The sequence below is a fragment of the Nodosilinea sp. LEGE 07088 genome (genome assembly GCF_015207395.1).
Lineage (GTDB): Bacteria > Cyanobacteriota > Cyanobacteriia > Phormidesmidales > Phormidesmidaceae > Nodosilinea.
In genome coordinates this window covers 1-20335 of record NZ_JADEWX010000112.1, presented here as the reverse complement: position 1 = coordinate 20335, position 20335 = coordinate 1, and the positions used below count along the sequence as shown (strand labels likewise).

Sequence of the window (20335 nt, the reverse complement as noted above, 5' to 3'; positions counted from 1 at the left end):
GTTTTTCTGGGAGGGGGCAGGGGTGGGTTTTTCTGGCTACTTGCCCATGCCCAGCTGTTGGGCCTTCTGATAGACCTTGCCCTCGGTCAGTAGCGACGGAGCAATCACCACTTCCACCTGCTGCATCTCTTTGAGATCTTTGGCCCCCAGGGTGCCCATGCTGGTTTGCAGCGCCCCGAGGAAGTTGTGGGTGCCATCGTCGAGCCCGGCGGGGCCGCGCAAGATCTGCTCCAGGCTGCCGGTGGTGCCCACTTTGATGCGGGTGCCCCGGGGCAATACTGGACTGGGGGTGGCCATGCCCCAGTGGAACCCGCGCCCAGGGGCCTCGGCGGCGCGGGCAAAGGGTGAGCCAATCATCACGCCGTCGGCACCGCAGGCGATGCATTTACAAATGTCGCCCCCCGTCACCAGGCCACCGTCGGCAACAATCGTGACGTAGCGTCCGGTTTCGTTAAAGAAATCGTCGCGGGCGGCAGCGCAGTCGGCCACCGCTGTCGCCTGGGGAATGCCAATGCCCAGCACCCCGCGAGAGGTGCAGGCCGCACCGGGGCCAATGCCCACCAAAACGCCCGCTGCCCCGGCTTTCATTAAATTGAGGGCGACGTCGTAGGTGACGCAGTTGCCCAACATCACTGGCATCGGCATCTCGGCGCAAAAGGTCGCCAGGTCTAGGGGGCTGATGTCGGGCGGAGACAGGTGCGCGGTGGAGACCACGGTAGCCTGCACAAACACCAAGTCAGCCCCAGCCGCAGCGACAGTAGCGCCAAACCGGGCCGCGCCAGCAGGGGTTAGGCTGACAGCAGCTACACCGCCGCCAGCTTTGATGGCTTGAATGCGCTGGGTAATCAGTTCAGGCTTGATCGGCTCGGCGTAGAGGGTCTGCATCAACCCCACAAACTCCTCTTTGCCCACCGAGGCAATCTGATCGAGGATGGGCTCAGGATCTTCGTAACGGGTTTGAATGCCCTCCAGGTTGAGCACCCCCAGGCCCCCCAGCTCAGAGAGCCGAATGGCCATAGTCACATCCACAACCCCATCCATGGCGCTGGCGATAATGGGAATTTCGCGCTCCACGCCACCGATCTGCCAACGGGTATCGGCCAGGCTTGGATCCAGGGTTCGGGGCCCTGGTACCAGGGCAATTTCATCAATGCCGTATGCTCTGCGGACTACTTTGCCGCGACCAAGTTGTATATTCACGTCCTTCTCAAACCTCTGGGCCAAAACCATTAGGCTAGCCTAGCAAAAAAGAAATCTCGCCGTATAGCCATTGGGCCGAAACCCTTCTGATAACAGGGTTATCGGCGGTGGGTGATAAGATTGGGCAGGTTTGGGCCAGAACAGGCTCTAGTTCACTAGACTTTTAGCGGGGAAAACCGGTTGTGAATCTGTCGTCGCTGACGTTTTTGCGCAAGATGCGATCGGCCCATCGCCAGTTTGCTGTGATTGGCCTGGGGCGGTTTGGCCGGGCCGTGTGCGCCACGCTAAACAGTATGGGTTATGAAGTGCTGGCGGCCGATGTCGATGAGCGGCGGGTGAGCCAGGCCCTCACCGACCAAATTGCCGCCCACGCCCTACAACTCGACACCACCCAGCCCACGGCCCTCAAAGAGGCCGGCATTACTGACTTTGATACGGTGATCGTGGCCATTGGCAACTATGTCGAGGAGAGTATTATCACCACCCTCAACCTCAAAGAGGCTGGGGTAAAAAATGTGGTAGCCAAAGCGTCGTCTGAGATTCACGGCAAGCTGCTCGATCGCGTCGGGGCTGACCATGTGGTCTTTCCTGAGCACGAAATGGGCTGTGAACTGGCGCGATCGCTGACCACCCCCGGCATTCTCGATCGCTTTGAGATCGACCCCAACCACTGTATTGCCGAAGTCATCGTGCCCCAGGCCTTTGACCAAAAGACCATCGTCGATCTTGACATGCGCAATCGCTATGAGCTCACCCTGCTGGCCGTCAGCCAAGAAGACGACCCCGACCAGTTTGAAATTAACCCCAGTCCGGTCACCCGCCTCAAAGCCGGAGGCTTAATGGTGGTCATCGGCAGCAACAAGGGTTTAGAACGTCTACCGGTGTAGCCCATGCGCGTGATTGGTCTGATCAGCGGCACCTCTGCCGACGGTATTGATGCCGCCCTGGTCGAACTCAACGGCCAGGGTTACGACCTGAGTATTTCCTTGGTTGAAGGGCTCACCTGGCCCTACCCCGCCGACCTTCAGCAGCAGATACTGGCTTTGTGCGCTGGCGAGGCCTGTAGCCTAGAGCAGTTGGCTGAGCTAGACGATGCCGTAGCTCGGGGTTTTGCCCAGGCGGCCCAGGCGCTGATCGCCCAGGCGGGCCCCGCTGACCTGGTCGCCTCCCACGGGCAAACCGTGTTTCATCGCCCGGTGGGTCGCCCGACCCTACCGGGCCAGGGGCCGATGCGCCTGGGCTACACCCTACAGTTGGGGCGGGGGGCGGCGATCGCCCAGCAGGTCGGTCTACCCACCCTAAGCAATTTTCGCCAGGCCGATATCGAGGCCGGGGGCGAAGGCGCACCCCTGGTGCCTATTGTTGATCTCTGCCTGTTTAGCCACCCCACCCAGCGGCGGTGTGTGCAAAACCTCGGCGGCATCGGCAATGTGGCCTATCTGCCCCCCTGGAATCGCCAGGGCAATGCCCCACCCCCCCAGGTGCTGGGCTGGGATACTGGCCCGGCCAACTCCCTAATTGACATTGCCATGCACACCCTGTCTGAGGGCACCCTAACCTACGATCGCGACGGGACTTGGGCTGCCCAGGGTAACCCCTGTCTACCCCTGGTAGAGGCGTGGCTAGAGCATCCCTACTTTAGGCAACCACCGCCCAAGTCTACCGGGCGCGAGCTGTTTGGCTGGGACTTTTTCCATCAGTGCCACCAGGCGGCCCAAGCACGGGGGCTCAGCCCTACCGATTTAGTCGCCACCCTGACAGAATTTACCGCTGCCACCGTGGCTCATGCCTACCATACTTTTTTGCTGGCCCCGCCCGAGACGGTGCTAGTGTGCGGCGGCGGTAGCCAAAACCCAGTGCTGATGGCGCGACTCCAGGCGCACCTCCCCGAGACGTTGGTACAAACTACCGATGCCCTCGGGGTGTCGGCCAACTACAAAGAGGCGATCGCCTTCGCCGTGCTGGGCTATTGGCAATGCCAGGGCTTTCCGGGCAACTTGCCCGCCGTTACCGGAGCGACTCGCCCAGTTATCCTGGGGCACCGCAGCGATCCACCTTGGCCCGCCGATCCCTAGGGATTGCTTTGGTCCCTTACCCTAGTCTGGGCAATAGGGCGTATGCTTGAGGAGCGCAGAAGAGTACGGTGAGCCAGGCTTGTCCTTAGACAATGCCAGCGTTGTCAGAGGTAGGTTAGGGGCCGGGGGAGCATTGTGTGGTGCATAGCTTTTTAATTGAACCTGGGCGGTGGACTCTTCAAGGCCACTGGATGGAGCGCGATCGGCTGCCAACCCCGGTCAAGGGCAAAATCTTAATTGCCTGGAGTCGCGACGATTGGTTCACCATGGTGATGAAAATGGTCTTGCCCGACACCGAGCCTGCAGAAATGGCGCTCCAGTATCGGGGTCGGTTGACTAGCGGCGACGTGCAGTACACCTTTGTACTGCAGCACAGCCTGTTGGGGCGGGTAGAAGGGGAAGGGTGGTTGGCCCCCGACTCGATCATTCAACGGTATTGGGCCCTGGGCGATCGCCAGCGGCGCACCGGCTTTGAAACCCTCTATCGTCTAGATGGCGATCGCTATCATCTATCGAGCGGCATTATGACGGGCCACTATCTCACCAGCGCGATGGAAGCCACTCTACACCTACAGAGTGCTCTTTAATGGGCCCTGAGTCTGGCACTCTCTGATACCCGACAACTGACCGATTAGAATGTAGTGTATTGACCACAAAATCTTCTGGCCATAGCTGGGCATATTAGTGCTAAGCGCTAAACCAGGTTGTCATGGCTGGGTGTGATATGGGTGTGTCATTGAATATGTTGAAGGTGTGAAGCGCTAGCCTCGTCAGGGCAACAGCTTGGTCTTAGGTTCGGGGCTGTAGCGGCAAGTTAGTCATCGTCTAGCCTGACCACAGTCTGGCCTGGCTACACAACACAGCCCTGAAATTTACGACGCGAGCTGGGGGCCTGGGTTGGGGAAGAGGCTAGGCCCAGTGGTTTATGGCTCTGAACTCTGCGCAAAATTTGTCCACTGCACGCTTTCCCATCACTCCCCTTTGCCCCTGGCTGTTCATTGTTATGCTATGGCTGATTCAAACCTGGGCTGTAAATTAGCTAATCGCTATGAGCTTCTAGAACCCATCGGAGAGGGGTCCATGGGGCGGGTCTATATGGCCGAAGACCTATTGCTCGGCAGCGTCAACGTGGCTGTGAAGCTACTATCTCAAACCCTGCCCAGCGAAAAAATGCGCGATCGCTTCATGCAGGAAGCCATGACCTGTGCCCAACTCGGCCAAAAAAGCATCCATGTCGTGCGGGTCACCGACTATGGCGTCAACGATGAAGGCGTGCCCTTCTACGTCATGGAATACCTCCAGGGCCAAAGCCTGAGTCAGATGATTCAGACTCAGCCTCTCCTCCTGCCTCGGTTTTTAGGATTGATTCGACAAGTTTGTCTGGGCCTACAGGCGGCCCATGAAGGCATCATCCTCAAAAGCCAGCGGGATCCAGTACCCATCATTCACCGCGATATCAAGCCCAGCAACATCATGATTGTGCAAGATTCCACCCTGGGGGAACTGGCTAAAGTATTGGACTTTGGCATCGCCAAAATGGTGCAGATCGACAGCGACCAGACCAGCAGCTTTATGGGGACCCTGGCCTATGCTTCCCCTGAGCAAATGGAGGGCCGCGAACTCGACAGTCGCTCCGATATCTATAGCCTGGGGGTGATGATGTTCCAAATGCTGACCGGGCACCTGCCGATTCGGGCCAGCAGCCATACCTTCGGCGGATGGTACAAGGCGCACCAGAGCCAATCTCCCAAACGGATGGGTGATGTCGCCAAAACCGCTAAAATTCCTAAGCTGCTCGAAGATCTGGTCATGGACTGCATGGCCAAGACCCCCCAAGATCGGCCCCAAAGCACCCAGGCGATCTTAGCAGCCCTAGAGCCACTGCAGGCCCGCTACGGCAGTGGCTTGCGCATTAGTCAGCAGATCGGTAAGACACTCGTCCGGGTACCGGTTACTCGGCAACCGGCGCCCGCCGAAGTAGTACAGGAGGATCAAGTTTGTCGGCTGACCGTATGGCCAACGAATAAGCCCGTCGCCGAAATAGTTTTTCCTCACCCGCTGCCCACCAGCCAGGAGCCTCTAGCCACCCTCTGGGCCATGATGCCTGCTGATGAAATCAATCGGCGACTGGTGAGCACTCGCTATAACACCTTTATCTGCACGATGTCACCTCACCCCATGATGTTGTGGCTGACGGTGCTCTACAGTAGTTCCCACGGGGCCCGTTGGCTGCCCTGCTATCTCGATTTAAAGATTGCCTTGGGCCAAGAGATGGCCGGACTTTTGGCTAAGACCGGTACCTACAGACTGTTGCTATTTGCCCTCGAAAATCCTCGTCGCTGCGCCCATGTGCTTACCTGTAGTGTGTCAACTCCCCAGCGTAGCCTGTTGCAAGAGTGGGCGCTGACGGCACGTAGCCGGCCTTCGACCGGTGCAACCACGATTAGCCGTGATCTGCTGCGCAACGAGCTGCAAAATAAACTCAAACCCAAGGTTCTGCAAAAGCTAGAGTCGATCTACGTTGACACTGGCTCTAATCTTTTCGATTGACCGACTAATAAGGCTGGTACGGTGGCCAACTTGTTTGCGTAGTTAGCCGTTAATTTGGGAAGAACAACACCGGGTGCCAACTGCACCGCAGCAGCTCACGAGTCAGGCTGGGGGTCGACCACTTGAGAATACCCCCGGCGCCGCGATCACAGGTTGCGATCGCGCCAATGTCATATATCTCAGCCGTTTTAGTAATTTCCGCTAGGGGGGCACCCTCTACAACGTCCGTATTAACTACTAAATTTAGAGAGGCCAGTTTGGCCTGTACCTGATCTAGCTCCTGCTGCGCCTGTTGTATGGGGTTATCTCCATGTAGTTCGCGGCGTATATTGTCATCGATAACCCACAGCAGGCGCACCCGCTCCAGCACTGAATGGGGGTTAGTTTTCACCTGATGGCAAATTTTTTCGATCAGATTTTTGCTACCGTCGCGACCGTCGTAGGGCACCAGCAGGTAGCGAAACAGATGAGCGCAGCGCAGCTCTAGCTCCGCCGTCGTGAAGGTCGATACCAGCTGTGGGCGCAAAATAATGAGTGGAATCTCAGTTGCCTCAGCCAGTCGAGCAGTCGTGCTGCCAAACAGCTTTTCTTCCAGCATGGTGCGGGTGGGTGTACCCAGAAAAATCACATCGACCTGATGCTGCTTGGCCAGGTGCAAGATGCTCTCGCTAGCTCGGCCCATTTGGACTTCAACCGTTACCTCAATGTCATTGGGGAGCTCACGCAGCAGGGTTTGTAGGTGCTGTCGAGGTTGCTCTAGCATTTTAGGGTCTTCCCGGGGAATCTCACGTTCGCTCTCCACCGGTACGTTGTGAAAAAACACCAAATACTTAAACCCACCAGCTGCCAGGCTCGGCACAAACTTGGCAAGCCGATCCATGCCATCGGTGAAGTCAGTACAAATGAGCGCGCGCTGAAACATAGGTCCCCCGTTCAGGTGCAACAAAAGGTACAAAACCAGCGATCGCTCAACCAGGCGATCGAGATCACCTTACTCAACCGATATAACAGCCGAGCAGGCCCTCTTACTTACCATAACGTTAGACCGAGCTGTTTCAACTGCTCCAGGTCAGCCTGAGAGCCCATTCCCACCGCAGGAACCCAGGGCCTGCCCTACAACCCTTAATCTAAAATTTCTTGAAACGATGCTTAGACCGAGTTGCGAGCAGGCGCTGTTTACGCTTGTTTAAGATTGATACTTGGGTATTGATGCTTGGGTATTGATGCTTGGGCTCTGGATGCCTGAGCAGAGGCTAAGCCCGAATGAGGCAGACAAAAACGAATATTGGCGACTTTTTTATCTATCCAGGCAAGTTTGCTAACGTGACTTGCGGCTGTGCTGGTTCACTGAGCATCGAAGGTGACGCCCCGGCATCCCCGGCCCGATTCAAGGGAATCCTGCAAGAGAGGGAGGTCGCCGACTTCATGCCGTTCTGCAACGATCAGAAACTAGATTTGAGGGTTAGGCCCAATCCCCCACTCATGCTTGAGAAAGTGTTTGTACATTGTCTCCCGCATCATCATTTGCTCGTAGAGCTTGACTAGGAACTGCTGGGCCTGCTCCCGGCTCATTTTGTCTACCTGGGTCTCAAAGGACCGCAGATTGAACTGTTGCTCCAAGGAAAGTTGCATGGGTTCATTCATGGATTTACTCCTGAGAGAGAGAACAACACCCCAGTGGTGTGTAGCCACCCAAGCCAACAGCCTGGGCCACTGACCGATGTACCTGCTCGGCTCCCCATAGGAAAACCAGCTCAAATACATCTAACCTCCCACCGGGATAGGTTGTAACTACAGCGATGGCCAACGTCAATACGCCGTTGTTTACAAATTATAACAATTGTTTGACAAAGATCCAGTGATTTGTGTTCTGAGTGAATATAGACAGTTATCCCCCAGCCGACGTGAATCGGTTAGGAATTTACAATTTTTAGCAATGACTGATAAGTAAAAATGCTCAAGGTAAACTTCTTAATCTATTCTTTGTCTAGACCGAGAAGTCGTGTAAATCTGTTTTTGCCAGAGGTGCTGATCATACGCTCGCATTAAAACGCGCTACAGCTCCCCGGTAGCTAACTCCCTACTGGTCAGTATCAGGAGTTTGGCTGGGGTGATTAGAGCTGCTGTCAGGACAGGTAACATTGAGCACCACCACCGTAATATTGTCGCGTCCACCGCGCTGTTTCGCAGAATTAACCAATGCTATAGCGGCGGACTCACAGGCGCGAATTGACTTGAGATGAGAGGCAATCAGGTGGTCGGAGAGTTCTTCGGTTAACCCATCGCTGCACAGGAGAAGGCGATCGCCGCTGTTTAAATCCAGGGGCTGAATCCCAATTTCAGTTAGATCATCACGACCCAGGCACTGAGACAGGACATGACGCCAAGGATGATTACGTGACTGTGCTAGCGTCACTTCTCCTGCTCGAATCGCTTTGGCAATCCAGGTATGGTCTTCGGTCAGTTGCTCTAGGTGATGACCTCTGAGGCGATAGAGGCGAGAATCGCCTACATGGGCACACCAAGGGGCAGAATCACTCTCGCGAAAGGTAACGACAACCACCGTAGTACCCATGTCACCTCGCTCGGGGTGCTGGCGCTGGTCGTCGAGGATGGCGGTGTTAGCCTGCTTTAGCGCTTGCTCCAACAGCATGGCGGTCGCTGTTGCCGCGTGCCAATTTTGCTCTAGAAAAGTTTTAATGGTGTTGGTTGCCAACCGACTCGCTTCCTGCCCGCCAGCATGACCACCCATACCATCTGCAACTATGAAAAATCGCCCGTCAGGGTCGATGTGATAGTCATCTTGATTACTGGTACGCAGCAGACCTGGATCCGATAGCCCTGAAAAGATGCAAGTTACCATAGCAAACCTGGGCTAAACCATTAGGGCAGGCGATCGGCCCGATTGACCTTGAGCACCGCCCGCAAAAATGCAATGCCAGTTCCCACTGCCAGCGCCCCCGGCAGCAGCGCTAACCAAATAAACTCTGACAAGACAAGCACAGTGGCCGAGAGCGTAAAAGCCCCCACTAAAATGGCATAGTTATTGGCCATCGTCACGCCACTAATGCGTCGTAGCGCCCGGTCGGTTTCTACCGATCGCACCCGTACTCGAATATCACCGCGCTCTAGCTTGTCGAGCGTGTCTTCGATTCGTCTAGGCAGGCCTAGGGCAGAGGTGCTGACTTGAGCCGCTTGGCGGCTAAGTTCACCGAGCAGGCCATTAGCTCCATCGGTCGGATTACCATTAGTCATAAGTTGTGCAGCAAACGGCTTGGCCGCTTCCATAAAGTTGAACTCGGGATCTAGCCCTTTGCCCACCCCTTCCAGGGTAGAAAAGGCTCGCATTACAAAGGTAAACGTGGCCGGAAAACGAAAGGGTTGATCGTAGGCAACGGCGTAGAGGTCATCGCTGATGGCGTTAATGGACTGCTCCTCGAAGGGTTTGTCCATAAAGTTATCCAAAATGTACTGGATAGAGCGCCGTACAGGGCTCATGTCCTCGATTTCGGTCAGCGCCCCCAGTTCCACCAGCGAGTTCATCACCTGTTCTGCATCGCGCTGGGCAACGCCCATAAAGGTGCTCATGAGGCGCTGTCGAGTAACGGGCTGCACCTGCCCCATCATGCCAAAGTCATAGAAAATTAGCGATCCATCGAGGTTGACCGCAATATTGCCGGGATGGGGGTCAGCGTGGAAAAACCCATTGTTAAGGAGTTGGTGCAGGTAAGCTTGGGCACCGAGTCGGGCCAGGCGCTTGCGGTCTAGGCCAGCGGCTTCGAGGGCCTCATAGTGGCTAATTTTGATGCCGGGCATGTATTCTAGGGTCACCACCCGCGAGGAGGTGAGGCGCCAAAATACGCGGGGCACGTTAACCCAGTCTTCACCCCGAAAATTACGCCGGAAGGTATCGGCGTTGCGACCCTCGTTAAGGTAGTCAATTTCTTCCCATAGAATACGGCAGCACTCTTCGTAGATGCCAATCCAGTCGCGGCCTCGTCCCCAACTGGGATGGCTTTGGAAGTAATGGGCGATGCCTTTGAGGATGGATAGGTCAATGGTAAATAGCGATCGCAGCCCTGGTCGCTGCACTTTCACGACCACTTCTTCACCACTGTGAAGCTGGGCTCTGTGGACTTGACCTAGGCTAGCTGCGGCTAGGGGAATGGGGTCAAAGGTACGGTAAAGCGTATGAATTGGCTTGCCGAGATCGGCCTCAATGATATCGCGGGCCTGTTCATAACTAAAGGCCGGCACGCGATCCTGTAGTTTTGAGAGCTCTTCAACAAACTCAATTGGAAAGATATCTGCCCGGGTTGAAAACAGTTGCCCCACCTTAATAAAAGTAGGCCCCAGATCCAGCAGGGTTTCGCGGATCCAGACCGCTAACTGACGACGGCGGATTGTTTGAGCTTCCGCCGTGATGGTGCCGCCATAGCTCCAAGCCTTGCCGTAGCGCCAGCGAGCCGACAGCAACCGCAGCACAAATCCCCAAATGTCTACAAACCGCCTCTGACGGGAATAATGCCCTCGATTCCAACGGTAGGTATCTTGACGAAAGGGTAACGGTTTTTCGGCAGAGACCGGGTCAAGGGTAGCCGTTCCGGCTAGAGGCCGTGAGCTAGAAACAGGCGTTTGTTCAAACTCAGTACTATAGGAACCTGCCGCTACCACTCCATGTCCGACATGGCCCTCAACCGCTGGAGAGGAAGAGGGGAGTTGGGATGACGTTGACGAATCAGAAAGGGCAGACACTCAAGATCCTAACGATGGATTAAAACAAATTTCACCAGCTAGCTGGCCTCAGCAATACAGCCTTGAGCGCTAGCGACGAGATTAGGCTCTATGACTAAATTTGAGACGTAGCGCGGTACTGCTGTAGCGCAACGCGTACCTGGGCAATTTCAGCCCGCAAGGTATCAATGGTGGCCTGAAGATCCGTAGCGGTGCCGACCTCTCCAGAGGTTGAATTGCCTGAGTAAGGTTGACCTGCCTCAGCTTCAGCCTGCTGGGCCCGAGTCATGACTTCTTCGGTGAACTGACGAAAGTATTCCCGTTGCTCAGCATCGAACTTACCCACTAGGCTTAAGCTATCGGTCAGCAACCGCTCGGCCCGCTCATTGACAGCATCAGCCAGGGCCCGACCGACAAAAAATGCATGCAGCACAGGGCTACTCATAGCTAACCTCAGAAAACTTACTTGTAACAGAACTATTTTAACTGTAGAGAATTATAACGTTCTTATTCATCTAACATCGGACAGATATTCAGGTAAGTTTGGCTTGGCCTGCGATGGCCTAGCGACGGCTTTATTCAGGAAGGCAGGGCTAGGGGCTAGCTAGACGAGGGCGCTGGCGCATTGGGAAGGGGAGGGGGTGCCAGGGGTGGCGGTGCTGCACCTGATGGTAGATTTGGCATCGGTTTGGGCGCTAGGGGAGCGGGGGTTGTACGGGTTCGAGCGCTGGCGCTGCATCGGGTTCGGGGATTGGGGTCGGCGCAACTGGGGGCACGGGCTCAGCCGTAACCCCAGGCTCTACGGGAGAGTCCCAGGGTTCTACCGCTTGATCTAGAGGGTCTGGCGCAAACTCGGGTTGAGCTACGGCTGGCGCCGGCGCAGCCGGTTCTTGAACCTCAGGAATAAAGTCGGTAGGGGGGGCACCTGCGGGGGCATTGCCGTAGTCGGGGCGATCGCGCACGGTAGGGGCCTCGTCCCAAGGTTGCCAAAGGGTATTGGTGTTCCAGTCTGGCAGGGCTGGAAAAGACTGGTTGGGGTTAAGCCGCTCCTGGGTGCTAGAGGTAGGGGGCTGCAGACGAGCATAGAAGCCTAGGCCCAGGCCTCCGACCGTAGCGGTTAAGCCAGTCAGAAGCAGAGCCAGCACTGGCTGGTAAGAACGCTGGGCCGTGGCTGGCGCGCTGGCCTGGGAAAGTATGCCGGACTCTCGGTTGCTGGCGATAGCTACCGTAGCCGGTGAAACCCGATCATGGGGTTGAGCCGCAGGCCGCAGCTCGGATGATTGTGGCTCGGCAGATGGTGGCTCGGCAGATTGTGGTTCAGCGGGCAGTGTCTCGGGGGCAGGCAGTAGGGCGACCCAATCGGTGAGGGGAATGGTAGGCAAGGCCCGATCGCGAGGGCTACCTTGCTCTAAGGCTGTATCCACGCTGGTTGGCAGCGCTGGGTAGCGGCGACGTATGTCTACGGTGAGGGGGGCTTTGGTATCGGTGGCCTGCTGTCCAGTGAGCAAAAGGTAGAGGAGATGACTGAGCGATCGCACCAGCTCGGTCTCTTCAGGGGCTACCGAATCGGGAGAGGCGAGGGGTTCAGATTCCCCAGGGGTGAGGTCAAACCCAGTCAACACGATGGTTTGCGCCTGGGGATTCAGCCACAGCTGATCGGGGGTCAACCGCAACCCAGCCCAACCCAGCCACCGCAGCGCTTGCAGGGCTTCAACCAGCTGACGAATAATGCTCAGGCTGAGCTGGGGAGATAACGGAGCAGTCGGGGTGATTAATTGATCGAGTGGCGTGCCAGCAGGATTAGTAAAGGCTTGATAGCACACCCCTTCTTCTTCAAATCCGCCCAGGTAGCGCGGCAAGACCGGATGCTTGAGAGCAGTCACCTGCTCTAGGTAGCGGTAAAAGTCTTGCCGCGCAGTAGCTTCAGGCAGGGCCCCCGGATTGCGGCTGCCCAAGACGCGCAGCTGCACCCATTGCCCGCTAGCGACATCCATGGCCAGGTACACCGGCCCAATCGTATCCTCGGCAACCCAGGCCTCGATTACATAGGCGCCATGGCTGAGGGCGGTACCGACGGCTAATGTCATAGGAATACAGGACAGTCAAATATCTTCGTTACTTTACCTCTCTACCGGATGATCTAGGGGCTGGATGTGCCAGTATCTTGCCGACTGTTAAGGACGGGGATAGCGCTGGGCTAAAAAGGCTTCGGCTTCACCTGGAGTGGTGATATCGCCGTTGAGCTGAGCCGCGAGCAGGGCTGCCAGCATCGGGCGAAAGCTAGGCCCCGGCGGATATCCCAAGCGCTGAAGCTGATGGCCATCGATCAGGGGTGATGTCGACATCCAATGGCGGAGATACTGCCATACGGTCGGGCCCAGCAGACGGGGGAAGCGGGCACAGGCTAACAGGAGAGTGGCCAAATCAGCCTGACTGTAGGCGCTATATAGGTCACTGGGGAGCGGGTCAGACATGACTAGCAATCGCCAGCTCTGCTCTAGCCCATGCAGCTGGGCCAGCCGCTCAATGGTGCGATCGGGGAGCTGGAGCTGGGTCGCCAGGGGCGAACGCGCGGTTGGCGGTACCGCTGCCAGCAACCCTTCCAACCGCAGCAGCCAGGGTGGCCCCAGATCGAGCCAGTCGAGGTGTCGGGCCCAGCGGCTGAGACGGTGCAGCTGCTGCCAGAGTACAGGGGTCATGGCCAGGTCACTGTGTAGACAGCGTAGAGCCCCCAGCTGATCGAGCAGCGTCAGGGCCGATTGCCAGTAGGCAGCCTCCAGAATATACTTCAGCTCATTCTTGAGCCGTGCCTGCAGGGCGGGGGTACGCTTCATCTGCCGCTGCATTTGACTGTAGACCCCGCTGGCCATGGCATGGTGAATGTAGCCCTCGGTTTGGGCATCGAGAGCAAAGCCCAGGCGTACGGCAAATCGTACAGCTCGATAGATGCGAGTGGGGTCTTCAATAAAGCTATTGGCATGGAGTACCCGAATCACCCCCTGGCGCAAATCCACCAGGCCGCCGAAATAGTCGAGCAGCTGCCCTGCTCCGGGTTCGGTTAACCTGACGGCTAAAGCGTTGATCGTAAAGTCGCGGCGGTATAGATCTTGCTGAATGGAGCTGGCTTCGACCTCGGGGTTGGCGGCGGGGTAGGGATAAAACTCTGTGCGGGCGGTAGCCAGGTCAATCATTAATCCAGCTAGGGGATGGTCTAGGTCTTTGTGCCATATCAACGATGCCGTTTGAAACCGCCCGTGCACCTGCACATCGACTTGAGGAAATCGATCTTGGATAATTTTAGCTAGCTCTACCCCGGCCCCGACCTGCGCCGTATTAAAAAAGCCGTCTACCACTAAATCGAGATCCGGCAACGGGGCTGTGGCACTATTGTGACTCAGCAGCAGATCGCGCACAGCCCCCCCGACTAAGTAGAGGTGCCAACCGCGTTCCTGGGCCGCGAGCGTAATCTGCTGCAAAATAGCTTGCAGATCTGGGGAGAGGCTGATTGCCAGGGTATTTTGCAGCGTAGGGGCTGGGGGCAAAGCCAGAGCGGTTGGCCCACTGGTCTGCTGCCCACTCCTCTGGTATCCGCTCGTCTGGTGCCCGCTGATTTGATGTAAGTGGCGCAGCAGATCGGTACGGGTGACCACGCCGACCAGGGCGCCCTGGCGTAGCACTGGCAGGCGGCCAATATCGTAGGTCACCATCAGGTGTTCGATTTGGGCGAGGGGGGTCTCAGGGGTGATGGTTTTGAGGTTAGTGGCCATGTAGCCCTTGACCGGGGCATGGCTGAAGCCGTGGTGAATCGCCAGGTCGAGATCGCGGCGGGAGATAATGCCTGCCAGGGCCCCCTGTTCATCCACCACCGATAGACCCGAGTGGCCGTAGCGCAGCAAAATACGCTGGGCTTCACGAATCGTCGTATCGGGGCGAATAGTGCGTACTGGCGACGACATCAGATCGCGGGCTGTGGGGCTGGGGGGCAGGTGCGATCGCGCGGCCTCGATCACCTGCTGCACCACCTCCCCTGGCGTTGCCGTAGCCAGCTGGGCCGATGCTGCGGTTGGGTGACCGCCACCGGCCCACGGCGTCAACAGCTGCCCCCAGTTAAAGCTTGTGCCCAGACGCCCCTGCGCTCGAGCAATCAAGGTCAGCTTGTAAACATCCTTTACTTGGGGATCGGCCTCAGATAGAGACGAACTGCCCAGTTCTCGAGTGGATGCTTTGGTAGGATAATAGGCTGCCACCAGCAGAGCATCGGCATCGGCCAGGGAAATCAGGCGTTCTGCCAGCCCCGATAGCCCGGGCACGTAGCCGTCTACCTTGAGCAACACCCAGGCCAGATCATGGTGCCCCACAGTTTCTACCTGTAGAGTTGCCATCGCCTCGGTCAATAACGCCTGGATAGCAGGGCTGAGTCCCGGCTCTATAAAGTCGGCGATGACCGCCAAGTTGGCTCCATGGCCCATTAACCAGGCCAGGGCGGCGGCATCTCGGGCTGTAGCTGCCTCGTACAGCAGTGATCCCGTATCGCTATGGATTCCTAGGGCCATGACCGTGGCCTCAGCTATGGTCGGCTGGATATTTTCAGTTTGCAGCGCCTCCACCACCAGGGTGGTAGCAGCACCTACGGCCCCCAGAGTGGTCTGCTGGGCCGCTAGGGTTTCAGCGGTGGCGGGGTGGTGGTCGTAGAGTTCAATGGGTATCCCCTGGCGCTCGGCCTGGGCAATCCAGTCGGCTGCCGGGCCAAAGCGATCGCGCTGCTGGGCATCAACCAAGATTAAATGACGAATATGGTCAGGATTCACCGCCCGGCGCTCAATCAGTGGATACTCATCGCGGTAGAGGGCGAGAAACCGCTGCACCGTTGGATGACAGCCCCCAGTGAGCACAATCCGGCGGCCAGGGCGCAGTCGCGCTAAGCCAACCGCCGCCCCCAGGGTGTCAAAGTCAGCAGTCGTGTGGCAAAGAACCAGATCCATACTTTTCCCAGGGGCCTCTTTTCTGATAGCGTACTGGTTAGGGTAGTGTGGCTATTAGCCCCGACTTGGGCTATTCACCGCCGTCTCTGCTGCTGTGTTTGAGAGAGCAAAGATAAACCAATGGTAATTCTGTTTCAACTCGCGCTGTTTGCCCTGGTGCTGATGTCTTTTGTGTTGGTGGTGTATGTGCCCGTTGCCTACGCCTCCCCCCAAGACTGGGATCAGTCTAAAAAGCTGATCTTATTTGGTTCGATCATCTGGGGCGTGCTGGTGGTTGTAGTGGGTGGCCTTAACTACTTTGTAGTGTAGATACGTATTATTTCAGACTCGACTATTCAGGCACAAACAATCTATGGCAGTTTTTGAAGGCACGTTAGTTTCTACAGGGTCTCCACGGTTTGCCATTGTGTTGGGTCGATTTAACGATCTGGTGACCGGTAAGCTACTGGAGGGCTGTCAGGACTGTCTCAAGCGCCATGGCATTGATGTCAATCCCGACGGTACCCAGGTCGATTATGCTTGGGTACCCGGCAGCTTTGAGATTTCGCTAGTGGCCCGCCAGCTTGCCCTCACCGGGCGGTACAACGCCATCATTTGCCTAGGGGCTGTGATTCGCGGTTCTACTCCCCACTTCGACTATGTGGCGGCTGAGGTGGCTAAGGGCGTAGCGGCAGTCGGCTTTCAAACTGGGGTGCCGGTTATCTTTGGGGTGCTAACCACTGACACTCTGCAACAGGCCCTGGAGCGGGCGGGTATCAAAGCCAATCACGGCTGGGATTACGCCATGAGTGCGCTGGAGATGGCTAGTCTGATGGGGCAAATTTATGCCGCAGGCAGTAGTGCGGCCAATGGGTCTGCCCGCTTGGGCCCAGGCGCTGGGGCATCGCCTCAAACGGCGGTTGTCACCGATGCTGGCGCTGTTTAGAGACTGGCAGATGCCAAAAAAATGTTGACATAGCTACACTTTTTTGAGATTCTAGATAAAGTCAAAACCAGAGATAGTTGTTCTTCAAGCCTGGTTTTATGCGGGTATAGCTCAGTGGTAGAGCGTCACCTTGCCAAGGTGAATGTCGCGCGTTCGAATCGCGTTACCCGCTTATTAGGTTATTTATGTCTGTGAGTGAGCTGTTTAGTTGCCGCTAGCCTTGAGGGCGAGTGCTCGCAACGGGCAAAATAAGGCATCGGGTCGATGCCCCCGGAGCCAGTAGGTTTCCATATTACCGCGCCCTTTGATGGCAATATTGCCTCGGTATTCAAGCCGGTAATCGTCTTTGAGGCGATCGTAGGTGGTGGCGGTCACTTGAATCATACCCGGTTCGCTGGAAGCCTCCATCCGACTGGCCACATTAACCGCATCGCCCCAGAGGTCGTAGATAAATTTTTTGGTGCCAATCACCCCGGCCACGACTACGCCAGTATTGATGCCAATGCGGATCTCGATGGGCTTCCCTGACTCGGCCTGAAAGGAGGTGGTGACCTGCTGCATAGCCAGGGCCATTTCTGCGATCGCTTCGGCATGATCCTGGCGTGGAATGGGTAAGCCCGCCGCGACCATGTAAGCATCGCCAATGGTCTTAATTTTCTCTAGCCCCAGTTGCTCAGCCAGACCATCAAAGGTAGAAAAGATCTGGTTGAGCATGTCGACTAGATGAATCGGCGACATCTCGTGGGACAGGCTCGTGAAACCCACGATGTCGGCAAATAAAATCGTTACCTCGTCAAAGTGCTGAGGAATAGATGCCTTCGTCTGCATCAACTCCCCGGCAATAGGAGCTGGCAAAATATTCAGCAATAGCTGCTCAGCTTTTTGTTGTTCTTCGGCCAGCTTTTCGTTGCTGACCTGTAGCTCACCCAGCATGTCGTTAATGCGGTGACCCAAAAGGCTGAGCTCATCGTTACCCTGTACGGGCACCCGCTGGGTAAGGTCGCTAGCGTGACCAATATGTTGTACCTGCTGGCTCAGCTTTAGCAGCCGACCTAAAATGACGCGATCGAGCAGCAGCATCATACCGCCGGTAACCACCAGGCAGGCTCCCACCAGTGACCAGCCTAGATAGCGGCGGCTAATTTCTCCCTGGCGATAGATATCTCGGGGGAGCTGCACCTCTAGCAGCAGTTGGGGTTGATCGTAGATATCAGTCCATAGGGTGTAGCCTGCCAAGGTATCGGCAGTTTGAGGTTGTATCAGGGTGGCGCCAGCGGCGGCGGCATCTCCCCGGGTGGCCAGTAGAGGTTGGACAACGTGGGGTAAATCTGTCTCGTGCAGCGGATGCAATTGCAGGTTGAGGCGAGTGCGTAGGGCCAACGATGCCACGACGTCTTCACTGAGGTAGCGCCCCATGAGTAGCGCCCCTCGAGCAGGGCCAGTGGCATCACTGCGCAAAATCGGTTCGACCACCACCAGCATGAACTGGTCGTTAACCTTGATAATTCCCTGGTGATGATAGGCCAGATGGGGGAACTGCATCAGCTCGCTTTGGGGGGTTAGCTGCTGCACCAAATCAGCGGGTAGGGGTAAAAAGTCTCTGGCTGCCAAGTCAAATCCTGTGCCATAGGCCATGTCGCCTTCCACACCGACAAAGGCCACGGCATTGAGCTGTAGGCTCTCAAAAGCGTATTTGTTTAGATTTGACTCGATGAAGCTGGAGTTTTGGTCTTGAATAAAGCGATAGGTGTCGTTCCAAGCGGCCCAGTCTTCAGTCAGGCTTTGCAGTTGCGCCAGATCGCCTGCTAGCACTTCATCAACTCGTTGTAGGTTACGCTGGGCGTCTCGCTGTTCTAATCGACTGTAGCTGCGCTGCAAAATTACAGAAAAACTGCCGAAGAGAATAATTAGCAGGCTCAGCAGAGGCAGCGTAGTTAGCAGCAGGGTTTTTTGGCGCAGATTCATGGGGGGCAGGACTCCAAAATTCCCTGGGGGGTGACACCCCTCAAAGATAGTTGTAGGTTACCCAAGCCAGACCAGCGGGGCACGATCCCTTACTGTGGCTTTACGCTTACTGTGGCTTTACGCTAACCCTGGTGTTTCTAGCGGTTGACGGGGTGAGCCCCTGGTACCGAAAGGCAGAGGTAAGAAGGCAGAAGGCAGAACGAGAACCCCAGGCCTCATAAGGGTTTCCGCGTGAGTCAACAGCTGGGTTATTTCCGCCTCAGAGTACTAGCCCCTAGACGATCTGAATGTAGAGGGTTTCGATGGTTATCGTTTTGGCGCGGCCTCTTGTCGTTGGGCCATAAAAAAACTGGCTTTAGCAAAATCTACCAAAGCCAGCTCCTCAAGGGGTTCAGAAAGGACTAAACCATACTGAACTACCAGCTACGGGTGGGCGCTAGCGCGTGGCCGCGAATTAGGCTACCCACGGTTTTGGCCGTGATTTTCATCTGCACCAGGGGGTTGGCAGGGACTACCGTCTTGTAGAGGTAGCTGTCAAAGGTGAGCTTTTGGACATCGATGTCAGAGCACATTTCGACAAAGGCTTCACGGGTGGCGTCAGAGCGGTAAAACACCGTTTGCAGCAGGTCGAGCACTTTGTAGGTCATGCCATACTGACGATCCCACCGCTTCAAGTAGACTTTGAGATCGGCTTCGGTGGGAATGCGCTGGCCACTGTTGGACATCTCGACGATGGTTTCGGCGCACATGCGGGCTGACTTGGCCGCAAAGTAGATACCTTCGCCGGATGACTTGGTAACGGTGCCAGCGGCATCGCCCACTAGGGCAACCCGACCGACAACCCGGCGCGGACGCGGATGCTCAGGGATGGGGTGAGCTTCAACCTTAATGATTTCGCCACCCTCTAGGCGCTTGGCAGCGCGGGCGCGAATACCGGCCTGGAGGCCCTTAATCTTGGCTTGGTTGACGCGCATGGTGCCAGTGCCCACGGCGACGTGATCGTATTTGGGGAAGACCCAGGCGTAAAAGTCGGGGGAAACGTCGTTGCCCACGTACATTTCGGCTAGGTCTTCGTAGTAGGCCATCTTGTCTTCGGGCAGGCGAATGCGCTCTTGAAAAGCGATCGCATAGTTATAATCGCCAGCCTTGATCGCCTTGGCAACGCGAGAGTTGGCCCCATCAGCACCAATCACTAGGTCGACCTGGAGAGATTTGTTGTCACCCACCAGCCCATCTTCGCGGTGCTCGGTGTAGTGCAGGGTGTAGGCCCCGCTCTCGCTGGTGGGAATCTCTAGAGTGTGGACGGTGCCGTTGATCAGCTTGGCCCCATGTTGGGCGGCGCGATCGCGTAAAAACCCGTCCATGACCTCGCGGCGGCACATGCCGATGTATTCGTCATCTTTGAGGGTGCTGCCGATGTTGACCTCAACATTAGACGGCGAAATCATCTTCATCTTGCGCACGCGGCGATCGATGATTTCAGGCGGCAACTCAAACTCGTCAACCATGCACAGGGGAATGGCCCCACCGCAGGGCTTGGCATTGTCAAGCTTGCGCTCAAATAGGTATGTTTCAATACCGGCTTTAACTAATGTCTCAGCAGCCGAGGAGCCTGCTGGACCTGATCCTACTACTGCTACCCGAAGTACCAAGGATACGCTCTCCACATTGCAAAATGCTACGGATGCATCGTATCACGGGACTTTCAGGAACTTGGCCTGCTCTCACGGGTTGTAACTTGATTGCAATACTCGTTTACATTGAGTTATCAGAACCACGGGAGAGTCTATTTTTTGACTAGAGATAATTCTATGGAGAGGGAGCGGGGGAGCGAGGGAGCGAGGGGGAGTGTCATCTGCACTGTCCAGTCCCGCTTGGCGCCCTAGCCCCCTAGCCCCCTAGCC

16 protein-coding genes and 1 tRNA gene are annotated in these 20335 nt (G+C 56.5%); 7 read left to right on the top strand and 10 right to left on the bottom strand.

The genetic code is table 11. From position 1 onward, the window contains the following. Window positions 1–36: 36 nt before the first annotated feature. On the bottom strand, window positions 37–1200 hold the full coding sequence (locus IQ254_RS20650) for a GuaB3 family IMP dehydrogenase-related protein (RefSeq protein WP_193968047.1): 1164 nt from the start codon (window positions 1198–1200) through the stop codon (window positions 37–39). Window positions 1201–1382: 182 nt separating this feature from the next. On the opposite strand from IQ254_RS20650, the gene IQ254_RS20645 reads away from it, so the two are divergent. From IQ254_RS20645 to IQ254_RS20630, 4 genes are all read left to right on the top strand, one after another. Continuing rightward, window positions 1383–2087 (top strand): TrkA family potassium uptake protein, encoded by a 705-nt coding sequence (locus IQ254_RS20645; RefSeq protein ID WP_193968046.1) that lies wholly within the window; start codon window positions 1383–1385, stop codon window positions 2085–2087. A gap of 3 nt (window positions 2088–2090) precedes the next feature. Then, entirely contained in the window at window positions 2091–3275 is a 1185-nt protein-coding gene (locus IQ254_RS20640; RefSeq protein WP_193968045.1) for an anhydro-N-acetylmuramic acid kinase, read from the top strand. Window positions 3276–3412: 137 nt separating this feature from the next. Continuing rightward, window positions 3413–3862, top strand: coding sequence for a hypothetical protein (locus IQ254_RS20635; RefSeq protein WP_193968044.1), 450 nt, complete (start codon window positions 3413–3415; stop codon window positions 3860–3862). A 421-nt stretch (window positions 3863–4283) separates the two neighbouring features. Further along, the gene (locus tag IQ254_RS20630; protein ID WP_193968043.1) at window positions 4284–5825 is read left to right on the top strand and encodes a serine/threonine-protein kinase; all 1542 of its coding nucleotides are present in this window, start codon (window positions 4284–4286) and stop codon (window positions 5823–5825) included. 49 nt (window positions 5826–5874) lie between these two features. Here IQ254_RS20630 and IQ254_RS20625 read toward each other — a convergent pair whose 3' ends face one another. The 7 genes from IQ254_RS20625 to IQ254_RS20595 form a co-directional block, all read right to left on the bottom strand. After that, window positions 5875–6747, bottom strand: coding sequence for a universal stress protein (locus tag IQ254_RS20625; protein ID WP_193968042.1), 873 nt, complete (start codon window positions 6745–6747; stop codon window positions 5875–5877). Between the two features lie 527 nt (window positions 6748–7274). After that, complete coding sequence (locus IQ254_RS20620; protein ID WP_193968041.1) at window positions 7275–7469, bottom strand: NblA/ycf18 family protein; 195 nt, start codon at window positions 7467–7469, stop codon at window positions 7275–7277. A gap of 436 nt (window positions 7470–7905) precedes the next feature. Next, window positions 7906–8688 (bottom strand): PP2C family serine/threonine-protein phosphatase, encoded by a 783-nt coding sequence (locus IQ254_RS20615; protein ID WP_193968040.1) that lies wholly within the window; start codon window positions 8686–8688, stop codon window positions 7906–7908. A 20-nt stretch (window positions 8689–8708) separates the two neighbouring features. Then, the gene (locus tag IQ254_RS20610; RefSeq protein ID WP_193968039.1) at window positions 8709–10580 is read right to left on the bottom strand and encodes an AarF/ABC1/UbiB kinase family protein; all 1872 of its coding nucleotides are present in this window, start codon (window positions 10578–10580) and stop codon (window positions 8709–8711) included. Window positions 10581–10674: 94 nt separating this feature from the next. Then, complete coding sequence (locus tag IQ254_RS20605; protein ID WP_193968038.1) at window positions 10675–11004, bottom strand: DUF6825 family protein; 330 nt, start codon at window positions 11002–11004, stop codon at window positions 10675–10677. 250 nt (window positions 11005–11254) lie between these two features. Continuing rightward, window positions 11255–12646 carry a hypothetical protein gene (locus tag IQ254_RS20600; protein ID WP_193968037.1) on the bottom strand — a complete coding sequence of 464 codons (1392 nt, stop codon included), beginning with the start codon at window positions 12644–12646 and terminating at the stop codon, window positions 11255–11257. 87 nt (window positions 12647–12733) lie between these two features. After that, complete coding sequence (locus IQ254_RS20595) at window positions 12734–15541, bottom strand: CBS domain-containing protein (protein ID WP_193968036.1); 2808 nt, start codon at window positions 15539–15541, stop codon at window positions 12734–12736. Between the two features lie 120 nt (window positions 15542–15661). Here IQ254_RS20595 and psbZ point away from each other — a divergent pair, with 120 nt between their 5' ends. The 3 genes from psbZ (at window position 15662) to IQ254_RS20580 (ending at window position 16638) form a co-directional block, all read left to right on the top strand. Next, window positions 15662–15850, top strand: a complete 189-nt coding sequence (gene psbZ, locus IQ254_RS20590) for a photosystem II reaction center protein PsbZ (RefSeq protein WP_035994570.1) — start codon at window positions 15662–15664, stop codon at window positions 15848–15850. A 43-nt stretch (window positions 15851–15893) separates the two neighbouring features. Further along, the gene (gene ribH / locus IQ254_RS20585) at window positions 15894–16466 is read left to right on the top strand and encodes a 6,7-dimethyl-8-ribityllumazine synthase (RefSeq protein ID WP_193968035.1); all 573 of its coding nucleotides are present in this window, start codon (window positions 15894–15896) and stop codon (window positions 16464–16466) included. A 100-nt stretch (window positions 16467–16566) separates the two neighbouring features. After that, a tRNA-Gly gene (locus IQ254_RS20580) sits at window positions 16567–16638 on the top strand. A 32-nt stretch (window positions 16639–16670) separates the two neighbouring features. On the opposite strand, the gene IQ254_RS20575 is transcribed toward IQ254_RS20580, so the two are convergent. Continuing rightward, the gene (locus IQ254_RS20575; protein ID WP_193968034.1) at window positions 16671–18431 is read right to left on the bottom strand and encodes an adenylate/guanylate cyclase domain-containing protein; all 1761 of its coding nucleotides are present in this window, start codon (window positions 18429–18431) and stop codon (window positions 16671–16673) included. Window positions 18432–18847: 416 nt separating this feature from the next. Then, window positions 18848–20083 (bottom strand): geranylgeranyl reductase, encoded by a 1236-nt coding sequence (chlP, locus tag IQ254_RS20570; protein WP_193968033.1) that lies wholly within the window; start codon window positions 20081–20083, stop codon window positions 18848–18850. Between the last annotated feature and the right edge of the window lie 252 nt (window positions 20084–20335).

Coding starts and splice junctions, on each gene's coding strand:
- IQ254_RS20640 (WP_193968045.1), top strand. CDS start 2,091: ATGCGCGTGATTGGTCTGATCAGCGGCACCTCTGCCGACGGTATTGAT.
- IQ254_RS20630 (WP_193968043.1), top strand. CDS start 4,284: ATGGCTGATTCAAACCTGGGCTGTAAATTAGCTAATCGCTATGAGCTT.
- IQ254_RS20625 (WP_193968042.1), bottom strand. CDS start 6,747: ATGTTTCAGCGCGCGCTCATTTGTACTGACTTCACCGATGGCATGGAT.
- IQ254_RS20620 (WP_193968041.1), bottom strand. CDS start 7,469: ATGAATGAACCCATGCAACTTTCCTTGGAGCAACAGTTCAATCTGCGG.
- IQ254_RS20615 (WP_193968040.1), bottom strand. CDS start 8,688: ATGGTAACTTGCATCTTTTCAGGGCTATCGGATCCAGGTCTGCTGCGT.
- IQ254_RS20605 (WP_193968038.1), bottom strand. CDS start 11,004: ATGAGTAGCCCTGTGCTGCATGCATTTTTTGTCGGTCGGGCCCTGGCT.
- IQ254_RS20600 (WP_193968037.1), bottom strand. CDS start 12,646: ATGACATTAGCCGTCGGTACCGCCCTCAGCCATGGCGCCTATGTAATC.
- IQ254_RS20595 (WP_193968036.1), bottom strand. CDS start 15,541: ATGGATCTGGTTCTTTGCCACACGACTGCTGACTTTGACACCCTGGGG.
- psbZ (WP_035994570.1), top strand. CDS start 15,662: ATGGTAATTCTGTTTCAACTCGCGCTGTTTGCCCTGGTGCTGATGTCT.
- ribH (WP_193968035.1), top strand. CDS start 15,894: ATGGCAGTTTTTGAAGGCACGTTAGTTTCTACAGGGTCTCCACGGTTT.
- IQ254_RS20575 (WP_193968034.1), bottom strand. CDS start 18,431: ATGAATCTGCGCCAAAAAACCCTGCTGCTAACTACGCTGCCTCTGCTG.